At 60.1% G+C, this 11,866-nt stretch carries 11 protein-coding genes; 5 read left to right on the top strand and 6 right to left on the bottom strand.

What is annotated here, in order from left to right:
- Positions 1 to 78: 78 nt before the first annotated feature.
- Genes O3W47_RS11545 through msrP form a run of 3 tightly spaced genes read right to left on the bottom strand, consistent with a single transcriptional unit; the run spans position 79 to position 2,005 of the window.
- A complete protein-coding gene (locus O3W47_RS11545; protein WP_269313817.1) occupies positions 79 to 399 on the bottom strand; it encodes a hypothetical protein in 321 nt (106 codons plus the stop codon).
- Positions 396 to 1,061, bottom strand: coding sequence for a protein-methionine-sulfoxide reductase heme-binding subunit MsrQ (gene msrQ / locus O3W47_RS11540; protein ID WP_137004353.1), 666 nt, complete (start codon positions 1,059 to 1,061; stop codon positions 396 to 398). The genes O3W47_RS11545 and msrQ overlap by 4 nt, the downstream gene beginning before the upstream one ends.
- A 2-nt stretch (positions 1,062 to 1,063) precedes the next feature.
- The gene (gene msrP, locus O3W47_RS11535) at positions 1,064 to 2,005 is read right to left on the bottom strand and encodes a protein-methionine-sulfoxide reductase catalytic subunit MsrP (protein WP_269313816.1); all 942 of its coding nucleotides are present in this window, start codon (positions 2,003 to 2,005) and stop codon (positions 1,064 to 1,066) included.
- A 312-nt stretch (positions 2,006 to 2,317) separates the two neighbouring features.
- Between msrP and ilvD the strand changes: the two genes are divergently transcribed.
- Positions 2,318 to 4,153: a dihydroxy-acid dehydratase gene (ilvD, locus tag O3W47_RS11530; protein WP_003521018.1), complete on the top strand. Its 1,836-nt coding sequence runs from the start codon at positions 2,318 to 2,320 to the stop codon at positions 4,151 to 4,153.
- A 61-nt stretch (positions 4,154 to 4,214) separates the two neighbouring features.
- Here ilvD and O3W47_RS11525 read toward each other — a convergent pair whose 3' ends face one another.
- Positions 4,215 to 4,697 (bottom strand): GNAT family N-acetyltransferase, encoded by a 483-nt coding sequence (locus O3W47_RS11525; RefSeq protein WP_269313815.1) that lies wholly within the window; start codon positions 4,695 to 4,697, stop codon positions 4,215 to 4,217.
- A gap of 229 nt (positions 4,698 to 4,926) precedes the next feature.
- Here O3W47_RS11525 and O3W47_RS11520 point away from each other — a divergent pair, with 229 nt between their 5' ends.
- Entirely contained in the window at positions 4,927 to 5,928 is a 1,002-nt protein-coding gene (locus O3W47_RS11520; RefSeq protein ID WP_269313814.1) for a serine hydrolase domain-containing protein, read from the top strand.
- Positions 5,929 to 5,933: 5 nt separating this feature from the next.
- Here the strand turns inward: O3W47_RS11520 and O3W47_RS11515 are convergent, their stop codons facing one another.
- The gene (locus O3W47_RS11515) at positions 5,934 to 6,284 is read right to left on the bottom strand and encodes a lysozyme inhibitor LprI family protein (protein WP_080816653.1); all 351 of its coding nucleotides are present in this window, start codon (positions 6,282 to 6,284) and stop codon (positions 5,934 to 5,936) included.
- 174 nt (positions 6,285 to 6,458) lie between these two features.
- Between O3W47_RS11515 and O3W47_RS11510 the strand changes: the two genes are divergently transcribed.
- Both O3W47_RS11510 and O3W47_RS11505 read left to right on the top strand, forming a co-directional pair.
- Positions 6,459 to 7,865: a DegQ family serine endoprotease gene (locus tag O3W47_RS11510; protein WP_137453035.1), complete on the top strand. Its 1,407-nt coding sequence runs from the start codon at positions 6,459 to 6,461 to the stop codon at positions 7,863 to 7,865.
- Positions 7,862 to 9,178, top strand: coding sequence for a replication-associated recombination protein A (locus tag O3W47_RS11505; protein ID WP_269313813.1), 1,317 nt, complete (start codon positions 7,862 to 7,864; stop codon positions 9,176 to 9,178). Before O3W47_RS11510 ends, O3W47_RS11505 begins: the two co-directional genes overlap by 4 nt.
- Positions 9,179 to 9,291: 113 nt before the next feature.
- Here the strand turns inward: O3W47_RS11505 and O3W47_RS11500 are convergent, their stop codons facing one another.
- A complete protein-coding gene (locus O3W47_RS11500; RefSeq protein ID WP_127758023.1) occupies positions 9,292 to 9,606 on the bottom strand; it encodes a DUF1883 domain-containing protein in 315 nt (104 codons plus the stop codon).
- Between the two features lie 241 nt (positions 9,607 to 9,847).
- On the opposite strand from O3W47_RS11500, the gene O3W47_RS11495 reads away from it, so the two are divergent.
- Positions 9,848 to 11,662: a methyl-accepting chemotaxis protein gene (locus O3W47_RS11495; RefSeq protein WP_269313812.1), complete on the top strand. Its 1,815-nt coding sequence runs from the start codon at positions 9,848 to 9,850 to the stop codon at positions 11,660 to 11,662.
- Positions 11,663 to 11,866: the final 204 nt, after the last annotated feature.

Raw genomic sequence — 11,866 nt, 5'->3', positions numbered from 1 at the left:
TGACGCCGTTCAGGCGTCATGAGTTAAAAAGCCGGGCGAGAGATTGCCCGGCTTTTTTTGTTGCTGCACTTTCCGGATTTAAGGCTGTCGACCCGGCAAGTAGCGGCTGATTTGACGAATAAGGTCAACAAGTGTGGCCATCAGAACAATGCGGTCCGAAACATGATGCGCGAGCCAGAGCCTTTGCAGGTCTTCTTCTTTAACGTCGTCGTTCTCAATGCGTTCAACAAGCCCTGATAACGCCTGCCGATGAGCACTGTTCAAGGCGCGGGCAATTCGAGCAGGGTCGAAAGCCGCGCCAGTTGCCATTGTGTTGAATATTTCGGAGAGAGCCGCTTGACCGGAAATGGAGATTTCAGGGCGGTGGGCAGTTCGGAGGTTTTGATCGGTCGGCTTCATGATCGTGATGGGCGTTGCAGAGAGTTCCTGTCAGCGCGTCTCCCCCGCTTCCTTGCCATGATCGATGGCCGCACCAGCCGATAGCCGAGCAATACCACCATCGTACTGATATAAAACACCGGCTCCAGCGTGATCGACTTTCGCGCCAGCACGAAATGCAGCACGCCGACGATGAGCACGAGATAGACGAGTTTGTGCAGCGTGTTCCAGCGGCTGCCGAGTTTGCGGATCGACCAGCGGTTGGAGGTGAGCGCCAGAGGAATGAGCATGAGAAGGCCGGCCATGCCGAGCATGATATAGGGGCGCTTCAGTATATCGCCGGCGATGGAACCGAGGATCAGGCCGCGATCCAGCACCAGATAGACGGTGAAATGCGCCAGCACGTAATAAAAGGCGATCAGCCCCAGCGCGCGGCGATAGGCGATGAGGTTGATGTTGAAGAGATCGCGCAGCGGCGTCACCAGAAGCCCGAGGCAGAGGAAGCGCAGCGCCCAGATGCCGAGCAGGTGCTCGAAATCCTTGACCGGATTGAAGCCGAGGCCGCCGGTTGCCGCGAGATAGAAATACCAGAGGCCCGGACAGAGGCCGATCGCATAAAGCGACCAGATTGCTGCCGGCTGGTAACGCTTCGGCAGCGAGGGAAGAGGCAGGGCGAAGGCCATGGTCAATAATTCGCTTTCAGATCCATGCCGGTATAAAGGCTCGCCACCTCGTCATAACCGTTGAACATCAGGGTAGGGCGGTTCTGGGTGCCAAAGAAGCCGCCTTCGCCGATGCGCTGTTCCGTCGCCTGGCTCCAGCGGGGATGATCCACATTCGGATTGACGTTGGAATAGAAGCCATATTCGCGGGCGTTGGAGTTTTTCCATGTCGTTTCCGGCTGTTTCTCGACCAGCGAAATGCGGACGATGGATTTGATGCCTTTGAAACCGTATTTCCATGGAACGACGAGGCGGATCGGTGCACCGTTCTGGTTGGGCAGGGTCTCTCCATAAAGGCCGACGGCGAGAATGGTGAGCGGATGGCGCGCTTCGTCGAGGCGAAGCCCCTCGACATAGGGCCAGGAGAGAGGCTGAAAGAGGCCGCTTTGCCCCGGCATTTCGTCCGGCCGCACCACGGTTTCGAAAGCGACATATTTCGCGCTGCCAAGCGGCTCCACCTTGTCGAGAAGGGTGGCGAGCGGGAAACCGATCCACGGAATGACCATCGACCAGCCCTCGACACAGCGCATGCGATAGGTGCGCTCTTCGAGGGGATATTTCATCAGCTCTTCTATGCCGAATTCCTGCGGTTTGGAGACGAGGCCATCCACCTTCACCGTCCAGGGGGTAGGCTTGAACTTGCCGGAATTTTCCTTCGGGTCGGATTTTCCGACGCCGAATTCGTAGAAATTATTATAGCTGGTGACAGCATCGAGCGGGGTGAGCTTCTCATCCAGCTTGTAGGCGCCGGGTTTTGCGGAAAGCGGCGCGGCAACAGCCTCGCGCCCTGTCAGCCCGATTGCCGCCAGCCCCGCCGCCGTGCCGAGGAAGCCCCGTCTGGACAGGTAGATATTCTTCGGCGTGATTTCATTTGCCGAGATGAGGGGCGGACGATAGGCGGGCATTGGAACCTCCACAAAAGCCGGGTACATCGGCGATAAATCGATTATGATAGCCAATACGGCCGCTGCACAGATATGTTTCAGCGCTCTGCGGAAAAACAACGGTGGGGCGGCGGAAATCGCGCATTTGTGATGAAGGCGCGGCCCGATAGCACGATGAAGAGAAAGCGTACCGTACCGAACCGTACTGTTTTGCCCCAAGGTGACAGTGACAGGGCTTGCGGTTTGCGCTAGAAAAACCGCAAAATAGGGCAGAGGCCGTTTTGACCGCGCTACGGAAGACGCGTCTTCGCCCAAGAGATTGAGGAAAACACCATGCCAGCCTATCGCTCCAGAACGACAACCCACGGCCGCAACATGGCGGGCGCGCGCGGCCTTTGGCGCGCCACCGGCATGAAGGACAGCGATTTCGGCAAGCCGATCATCGCGGTGGTCAATTCCTTCACGCAGTTCGTGCCGGGCCATGTGCATCTGAAGGATCTCGGCCAGCTCGTTGCCCGCGAAATCGAGGCGGCCGGCGGTGTGGCCAAGGAATTCAACACCATCGCCGTCGATGACGGTATCGCCATGGGCCATGACGGCATGCTCTATTCGCTGCCGTCGCGTGAGATCATCGCGGATTCGGTGGAATATATGGTCAATGCCCATTGCGCCGATGCGATGGTGTGCATTTCCAACTGCGACAAGATCACCCCCGGCATGCTGAATGCGGCAATGCGCCTCAACATCCCCGCGGTCTTCGTTTCCGGCGGTCCGATGGAGGCCGGCAAGGTCGTCCTGCACGGTAAGACGGTCGCGCTCGATCTGGTCGACGCCATGGTTGCGGCTGCAGACGACAAGATTTCCGATGAGGATGTGAAGGTCATCGAACGCTCGGCCTGCCCGACCTGCGGTTCCTGTTCCGGCATGTTCACGGCCAATTCCATGAACTGTCTGACCGAGGCGCTGGGTCTGTCGCTGCCCGGCAATGGTTCGACGCTCGCCACCCATTCCGATCGCAAGCGGCTGTTTGTCGAGGCCGGCCACCTGATCGTCGATCTGGCGCGCCGTTATTATGAGCAGGAGGACGAAACCGTTCTGCCGCGCACCATCGCCAACAAGGCGGCGTTTGAAAACGCCATGTCGCTGGATATCGCCATGGGCGGCTCCACCAACACGGTGCTGCATATTCTGGCGGCGGCGCATGAGGGCGGCGTCGATTTCGGCATGGAAGACATCGACCGTCTTTCCCGCAAGGTTCCCTGCCTTTCCAAGGTCGCGCCCGCCAAGCAGGACGTGCACATGGAAGATGTTCACCGCGCCGGCGGCATCATGCGCATTCTCGGCGAGCTGGAACGCGGCGGTCTCATCAATCGCGATACCTATACCGTTCATGAGGCGACGCTGGGCGACGCCATCGACCGCTGGGACATCACCCGCACCAACAGCGAGACGGTGCGCCAGTTCTTCAAGGCCGCCCCCGGCGGCGTGCCGACGCAGGTGGCTTTCAGCCAGTCCTCGCGCTGGGACGATCTGGATACGGACGGCGAAAACGGCGTCATTCGCTCAGTCGAGAAGCCTTTCTCCAAGGATGGCGGTCTGGCCGTGCTTTACGGCAACATCGCGCTCGACGGCTGCATCGTGAAGACGGCGGGCGTCGATGAATCCATCCTGAAATTCACCGGTCCGGCAGTGGTTTACGAAAGCCAGGACGCGGCGGTGAAGGGCATTCTCGGCAACGAGGTCAAGGCGGGCGACGTCGTCGTCATCCGTTACGAAGGGCCGAAGGGCGGGCCGGGCATGCAGGAAATGCTTTATCCGACCAGTTACCTGAAATCCAAGGGCCTCGGCAAAGCCTGCGCGCTGATTACCGATGGTCGTTTCTCCGGCGGCACCTCCGGCCTTTCCATCGGTCACGCCTCGCCGGAAGCGGCGCAGGGCGGCGCCATCGGCCTCGTGCGTCAGGGCGACCTGATCGAAATCGACATTCCGAACCGTACGATCAACCTGAAGGTCACCGATGCGGAGCTGGCGTCGCGCCGTGCCGAGCAGGAAGAACTGGGCTGGAAGCCGGAAGCGCCACGCAAGCGCAATGTCACGACGGCGCTGAAGGCCTATGCAGCCTTTGCTTCCAGCGCCGACAAGGGTGCAGTGCGGATTCTGCCGGAATAATTTCCGGATTTGCTAGATGATAAAAAGCCGCCGTTGATAAACGGCGGCTTTTTTATGCCGATCACTCTTTATCGAGCCGATAAGGTCGAAGCGGCATGATTTTCCGCCGTTGCCTGCAAAAGGCATTTGCACGGCCGGTCGCAACAAAGCCTAGCTTCTCCATCAGACGGTGCGACGCCCTGTTGTCAAACAGGGGATTGGCATGCAGGGTCCTGATGCCCATGTGCTGAAAGGCATAATCGATGACGAGGCGTCCGGCTTCTTCTCCGTAGCCTTTTCCCCAGACGCGGCGATCAAGCCAAAGGCCGAATTCGCCTGAAAGGCCGATGAGACCGACCAGCCTGTCATCATCCACCGCCCATACCGGCAGCCGACGCTCAGTAATGCGCCTGATGAGGCCCCGTGCATCATCGGGTTCGAAAGGGTAGGCCGTGCGCAGCAGATTGCGCAAAATGAGCGGGTCGTTCGTCAACCGGGCGAGTGGCGAGGCGTCCGTCATTTTAAAAGGCCGCAGGACAAGGCGTGATGATTTCAGTTGCGGCATCGCTTCCCGTCTTTTGCATTTGCGGCAGGGCAATAGTCCTCAAGATCAGAAACTGATTCAAGCGCTTTGCATCTCGATTCCGGAATGCAGGCCAACGCCTTGTTTTCATAGAGATTTCGCGAGACCATCGAATTGGGGTGTGGAAATCCGGTGCTTGAAATCAGGTCACATTGGAGTGATTGGCGGCGTTTCCTCTTTTCATCGCCGTATGGCTTCCTAGCTCAGTGACATGAAAAGACGAACCGCACTTGCCCTTATCGCTTCCCTGCCTTTCGCCCCGCTTGCCCGTGCGCAAGGCACCGGCAATGGCATCCGTTTCGATCCGTTGCTGCGGGAGGCGGATGCGCTCTCCAGCCTCAAGGCGGTCATTGTCAGCATCGATGGCGAAGAGGTCGCGAGCCGCGCCTATCACGGCGCCGGTTTGAACGGCTCCACCAATATCAAGTCGGCCTCGAAATCGATCATCTCCGCTCTGGTCGGCATGGCCATCGATCGCAAGATTCTCGAAAGCGCCGACCAGCCGATCGCGACCGTTCTGCGCGGCGATTTTCCGCAAAATCCCGATCCCCGGCTGGAACGGATCACCGTCGGCAACCTGCTGTCGATGCAATCCGGCCTGGAGCGCATGTCCGGCCCCAATTACGGCCGCTGGGTCGCCAGCCGCAACTGGGTGCGGATGGCGCTGGGTTCCGGTTTTGTCGGGGAACCGGGCGGCGGCATGCTTTATTCCACCGGCTCCACCCATCTGCTCTCGGCGATCCTGACAAAAGCTTCCGGCCGTTCGACGCTGTCGCTTGCGCGCGACTGGTTCCGTCCGCTCGAAGGATTTTCCATCGGCGGCTGGGAGCGCGATCCGCAGGGCATCTATCTCGGCGGCAACCAGATGGCGATGACGGCGCGGTCTTTGCTGGCCTTCGGCGAGCTTTATCGCCTAGGCGGCGTGACACCCGGCGGTGAGCGGTTGATTTCTCAGGGCTGGATCGAGCAATCGTGGCGGCAACGTACCAATTCCGTCTTCAACGGCGACGGCTATGGCTATTGCTGGTTCATCAAGGAGATGGCAGGCGAGACGGTCTATTATGCCTGGGGTTATGGCGGCCAGATGCTCTATATCGTACCCGCCAGACGGCTATCGGTTGTGATGACCTCTCGCGAGGACGCACCTTCCGCCCGAACCGGTTATCGTGACCAGTTACATGGCCTTATGGAAAACATCATCCGGGCGGTGTGAGGAGGTCAGAGCGGCCGGTTGATGCTCTGGAACGCCTCTCCGAGACGTTTCATCCGTTCCTCGTAAGCGCTGGTAAGGCAGGCAACGTCCGCTGCGCATTCCTGGCGTTTCTTCAGCCACTGGCTCTGCTCGTCGCGCAGCGTGTCGCGTGCGCCCATGGCCATCAGCTGGGTGAGGATGTCGAAGGTGGTGGCCATCTTCACATCCTGATCGTTCAGCGTACGGTTGTCGCAGATCGCCTTTTCATCCGCAGCCAGATCGGTCTTTGCGCAATCGAAGCTCGCCGCGCTGGCCAGCGAAGCGAAAGAGGGGGAGAGGAGGATGCCGCAGGCAAGGAGGATCGGTTTCAGATGCATGGGTCGTCTCTTTTTAAGGAAAGTCATGTGCCGGTGAAACCGAAAAGGGGCGCTATTGGTTCCAATGTCGCCCACCGATCCATGCCTGGAAAAGGACGGCCATCATCTTGCCGCTCTTTGCTTTACAGGCTTTGGCGTTATAACTCCATCATACTGATGACGATGAGGAATCACATGCGAAGCGTGTTGAAGTATCTGTCCACCGGCTTTCTCGCCGCACTCATTCTCCTGCCCGTGGGTGCTGCGGCGCAGGATAACAGGACCGTGCCGTCGAGCCACACGGAAATGCAGCTTTCCTTCGCGCCGCTGGTCAAGCGCACCGCAGGCGCGGTGGTGAATGTCTATGCCGAACGTGTCGTGCAGCGGCGTCTGTCGCCCTTTGCCGGTGATCCTTTCTTCGAACAGTTCTTCGGCCAGCAGATGCCGAACCGCACGGAAAAGCAGTCGTCGCTCGGCTCCGGCGTGATCGTGACCGCCGGCGGCCTCGTGGTGACCAACAATCATGTCATCGACGGTGCCGATGACATCAAGGTGGCGCTGGCGGATGGGCGCGAGTTCTCCTCCAAGGTGCTGCTGAAGGATGACCGCGTCGATCTCGCCATTCTGCAGATCGATGCGAAGGAGCAGTTCCCGGTGCTGTCGCTCGGCAATTCCGATGCGATTGAAGTGGGTGATCTGGTGCTGGCCATCGGCAATCCCTTCGGTGTCGGCCAGACGGTGACGAGCGGCATCGTCTCGGGTCTGGCACGCAACCAGGTGACGCAGGGCGATTTCGGCTTCTTCATCCAGACCGACGCTTCCATCAATCCCGGCAATTCCGGCGGCGCATTGATGAACATGGCGGGCGAGCTGATCGGCATCAATACGGCCATCTTCTCCAAGGGCGGCGGCTCGAACGGTATCGGTTTTGCCATTCCCGCCAATCTGGTCAGGGTTTTCGTCGCTGCCGCCGAGCGTGGCGATGCGAGCTTCGAGCGACCCTATATCGGCGCGACCTTCGATCCGGTGACATCGGATGTCGCCGAGGCGCTTGGCCTGCATCGCGCCCGCGGTGCGCTGGTCGTCAGTGTCATCAAGGACGGTCCGGCGGAGAAGGCGGGTATCGAGCCGGGGCAGGTCGTCACCGCCGTCAATGGCCTCGAGGTGGAACATCCGGATGCGCTGGGTTATCGCCTGACGACCGCCGGCATCGGCAAATCCGCTGAACTGACTGTCATGGACAAGGGGAAAGAGAAAAAGGTGACCATCGCGCTCGATACCGCGCCGGAAACCGCACCGCGCGATGAACGGCTGATCGAGGGCCGCAATCCCTTCGCCGGCGCGACTGTCGCCAATCTTTCGCCGAAGCTTGCCGATGAATTGCGTATGCCCTCGCAGGTGACAGGCGTCGTCATTACCGATGTGAAGCGTGGCTCGCCGGCCTATCGTGTCGGTTTCCAGCCGAAAGACGTGATCCTGTCGCTGAACGGCGCGGATATCGCCACCACCGCTGCGGTTGAGAAGGCGCTGGATGACAATCCCGGATTCTGGCGGGTGGAAATCCTGCGTGACGGACAGCGCATCCGGCAGTTCCTGCGATGAGCGACGATCTCTTCGCCCCGCAAGTGCCCGTGGAGGTCGCCAACCGGCGGCCTCTCGCTGATCGTCTGCGTCCGAAGACGCTGGCGGAGGTGAGCGGGCAGCCGCATCTGACGGGCGAGGAGGGCGTGCTGCGCCGCATGATCGAAAGCGGCTCACTGGGGTCGATGATTTTCTGGGGACCGCCCGGCACCGGCAAGACAACGGTTGCCCGCCTGCTTTCCGGCGAGGCGGGTTTGGCTTTCGAGCAGATCTCGGCGATCTTTTCCGGGGTCGCCGATCTCAAGAAGGTTTTCGAAGCGGCGCGCACACGGCGGATGAATGGCCGGCAGACGCTGCTTTTCGTCGACGAGATTCATCGCTTCAACCGCGCCCAGCAGGATAGCTTCCTGCCGGTCATGGAAGACGGCACCATCATTCTGGTGGGCGCCACCACCGAAAACCCGTCTTTCGAACTCAATGCCGCTCTGTTGTCGCGGGCGCGTGTGTTGACATTCCGCTCGCATGACGAGGAGAGCCTGAGCGAGCTTCTGAAGCGCGCCGAGGAGGCGGAGGGCAAGTCGCTGCCGCTGACGGAAGAGGCACGGGCCAGTCTGATCCGTATGGCCGATGGCGATGGCCGCGCCGTGCTGACGCTCGCCGAAGAGGTGTGGCGGGCGGCGAGGAAAGATGAGACCTTCGATACCGAAGGGCTGACGCGCATCGTGCAGCGCCGTGCGCCCGTCTACGACAAGAGCCAGGACGGCCATTACAATCTCATTTCCGCGCTGCATAAATCCGTGCGCGGTTCGGACCCGGATGCCGCGCTTTATTATCTTGCCCGCATGTTCGATGCCGGCGAAGATCCGCTCTATCTCGGGCGGCGGCTGGTGCGCATGGCGGTGGAGGATATCGGCCTTGCCGATCCGCAGGCGCTCGCCGTCTGCAATGCCGCCAAGGATGCCTATGATTATCTCGGTTCACCCGAGGGTGAGCTGGCGCTGGCGCAGGCCTGCGTCTATCTCGCCACCGCGCCGAAATCGAACGCCGTCTATACCGCCTTTAAATCGGCGATGCGGGCGGCCAAGGAAAACGGCTCGCTGGTGCCGCCGAAACATATTCTGAACGCGCCGACCAAGCTCATGAAGGGTGAGGGTTATGGCGACGGTTACCGTTACGACCATGACGAGCCGGATGCCTTTTCCGGACAGGACTATTTCCCGGAAAAAATGGGGCGCACGACCTTTTACGATCCGCCGGATCGGGGTTTTGAGCGGGAAATCCGCAAGCGTCTGGACTGGTGGGCGAAGCTGCGTCGCGAGCGTGGATCGCGCTAGCATTTTACGCGATTGCGCCGAAAGCCATATCGCGGCCGATCTTAAGAAAAAGATTCAGGCTGCTGGCAAAAAGAGTCGCGAAACCGCGACAACTCGCTGTTTTTTAAGGAAGATCAGGATGCCTTGCGATGCTGTGCGGCCTGCGGCTGCGCGGGCAGCATCTTGACCGAGGATTCCGCCAGGCCGCTATGGCCTTCGGCATCGATCACCAGATGCCAGTGCAATGTCTCGGGAATGGCGATGCGGATCGGCGATTTTTTCGCGACGCCGCCGAGATATTTGAAATCGAGCAGTTCGGTGAAACGCTGGAAATTCGCGCCCGTCATCAGCCGGACATTGTTGACGGCTGACAGGGATATTTCAAGGGTAGTTCCTGCCCGCAATTCCTTCAGGTCATAATGCGTATAGCGAAAATTCGGCCGGGCCATCGCGCCCTCCCTGTAAAGTAATTTCGGTCAAAGAGGATAGGGGCCGCACGGTTAACGGTGTCTTTAAATGCCGCCGGCCGGTTTGAAAATTCACGCTTGCTGTGCCTGTCTGGCATGATGGCGCCAAGGAGTATGAGCATATAAGAACAATACCAACGTATAATATGTGTATTTAATAATAATAAATTTTTTGCCTTTAACATCGGCTGGTCGAAGTGCATCAGCGACGTTGAGGGGGAACATGAAAAACGTAACGATATCTACGCGGCTTTATGCGCTCGTCGCATTGTTTGTGGCAATACTGGCCGCGGCGCTGACATTCAGCCTGTTTGAAAGCTACCACGAGATGGAGCGCGAACGGAAAGCCGGGCTTGCGGCAATGAACGAAACCGCTGTTGCCATTCTCGATCAATATTACCGGCTGGAGCAGGGCGGAAGCCTGACGCGGGAGGCGGCGCAACAGCAGGCCAAGACGACCATTGCGGCAATGCGCTACGGCAATGGCAGCGGCTATTTCTGGATCAACGACATGCATCCCAAAATGGTGATGCATCCGATCAAACCCGAGATGAACGGCACGGACCTTACCGCCAACAAGGACCCGAACGGCAAGGCGCTGTTCGTTGAGTTCGTGAACACGGTCAAGGCGGGCGGCAAGGGCTTTGTCGATTATTACTGGCCGAAGCCCGGCGCGCCGGAGCCGGTCGAGAAATTTTCCCATGTCGCCGGTTTCGCTCCCTGGGGCTGGATTGTCGGCACCGGTGTTTATGTTGACGATCTTGAAGCGGTGTTCTGGCGCGACGTCTATTTTAATGGCGGTCTTTGCATCGCCGCCGGTCTTCTGGTTGTCGGCGTGGCCGCAGCCGTCGTGCGCAGCGTGACGCGGCCGATCGATCTTATCCGCCAGAGCATGCGGCGCATTGCCGACGGTGACGGCGCGGCGGATATACAGTTCGCCGACCGTCGCAATGAAATCGGCGCGATTGCCAAGACGCTGCTGGTGCTGCGCGACAGCGTCAATGAGCGCAGCGCGCTGCAGGCCCGCGAGGCCGACCAGCAGCGGGCGCTGGAGCAGGAGCGGCACGGTAACGAGATGGTTCTGCGCTCCGCTTCCGAGCGGCAGGCCCATGCCATGGAGCGACTGGGCGATGCGCTTGAGGCGCTCGCCAATGGCGACCTGACCGTTTCGCTTGCGGATATCGGCGCGGACTATGAAAAGCTGCGCCTGGACTTCAACCGTGCTGTCGGCGCCTTGCACGGCGCGATCGAGGCGATTGCCAGAACCGGCCATGTGGTCAATGACAGCGCCTCCGACATCAGCGGCGCGACCGGCAATCTTTCCCGCCGGACCGAACAGCAGGCGGCGGCGCTGGAGGAGACGGCGGCTGCTCTGGACGAGATCACCGCCACGGTGCGCACCGCTTCCGAGCGTGCCAACGAGGCCCGGCAGATGGTGCAGGACACGAAAACCAGCGCCGGCCGCTCGGGCGAGATCGTCCGCAATGCCGTCGACGCCATGGGCCGCATCGAGGAGTCTTCGAAGCGCATCGGCCAGATCATCTCGGTCATCGATGAAATCGCCTTCCAGACCAATCTTCTGGCGCTGAATGCCGGTGTTGAGGCGGCGCGTGCGGGCGAAGCCGGGCGTGGTTTTGCCGTGGTGGCGCAGGAGGTTCGCGAACTGGCGCAACGTTCCGCCAATGCGGCCAAGGAAATCAAGACCCTCATCAACCGTTCGGCGGAAGAGGTCGGCGGCGGCGTCGCACTGGTGCGCTCGACGGGCGATGCGCTGGAAGAGATCGTGGCGCTGGTCAATCGTGTCGATGGCCATGTGAACTCCATCGCCACGGCGGCGCGCGAGCAGGCGACCGGCCTGCAGGAGATCAACACCTCCGTCAACCACATGGACCAGATGACACAGCAGAACGCCGCCATGGTGGAAGAAACGACGGCGGCCAGCCAGACGCTCGCCGAGGAAAGCCGCCAGCTGCGCTCGCTGCTGTCGCGTTTCGAGCTTGGACATGGTGCCGGACGCGAGGTTTCGCGGGCCGCGTGATTTCAGGTGTTTCAGGAAGGTTGAAGGGCGCGGCTTTGGCCGCGCCCTTTGTTATGGACAGGACTTTATCCGACCGCTCCGTCATCCGGCGCAATTGTCGCGGTCTTGTGCGGATGGGACTGCGCCAAACACATCATTCGTTATTTCCCGCAACCAATAAGGTTTCGTTTACCTCATTTCTTTAAAATTTATCCTGTATTGCCG

It is taken from the genome of Agrobacterium sp. LMR679 (assembly GCF_027157905.1).
GTDB classification, from domain to species: domain Bacteria; phylum Pseudomonadota; class Alphaproteobacteria; order Rhizobiales; family Rhizobiaceae; genus Agrobacterium; species Agrobacterium leguminum.
The sequence above is the reverse complement of the archived record's forward strand: the minus strand, read 5'-3'. Positions and strand labels throughout refer to the sequence as shown.

Excerpts from the sequence above, each read along its gene's own strand:
- O3W47_RS11545 (WP_269313817.1), bottom strand. The coding sequence starts at position 399 with ATGAAGCCGACCGATCAAAACCTCCGAACTGCCCACCGCCCTGAAATC.
- msrQ (WP_137004353.1), bottom strand. The coding sequence starts at position 1,061 with ATGGCCTTCGCCCTGCCTCTTCCCTCGCTGCCGAAGCGTTACCAGCCG.
- msrP (WP_269313816.1), bottom strand. The coding sequence starts at position 2,005 with ATGCCCGCCTATCGTCCGCCCCTCATCTCGGCAAATGAAATCACGCCG.
- ilvD (WP_003521018.1), top strand. The coding sequence starts at position 2,318 with ATGCCAGCCTATCGCTCCAGAACGACAACCCACGGCCGCAACATGGCG.
- O3W47_RS11525 (WP_269313815.1), bottom strand. The coding sequence starts at position 4,697 with ATGCCGCAACTGAAATCATCACGCCTTGTCCTGCGGCCTTTTAAAATG.
- O3W47_RS11520 (WP_269313814.1), top strand. The coding sequence starts at position 4,927 with ATGAAAAGACGAACCGCACTTGCCCTTATCGCTTCCCTGCCTTTCGCC.
- O3W47_RS11515 (WP_080816653.1), bottom strand. The coding sequence starts at position 6,284 with ATGCATCTGAAACCGATCCTCCTTGCCTGCGGCATCCTCCTCTCCCCC.
- O3W47_RS11510 (WP_137453035.1), top strand. The coding sequence starts at position 6,459 with ATGCGAAGCGTGTTGAAGTATCTGTCCACCGGCTTTCTCGCCGCACTC.
- O3W47_RS11505 (WP_269313813.1), top strand. The coding sequence starts at position 7,862 with ATGAGCGACGATCTCTTCGCCCCGCAAGTGCCCGTGGAGGTCGCCAAC.
- O3W47_RS11500 (WP_127758023.1), bottom strand. The coding sequence starts at position 9,606 with ATGGCCCGGCCGAATTTTCGCTATACGCATTATGACCTGAAGGAATTG.
- O3W47_RS11495 (WP_269313812.1), top strand. The coding sequence starts at position 9,848 with ATGAAAAACGTAACGATATCTACGCGGCTTTATGCGCTCGTCGCATTG.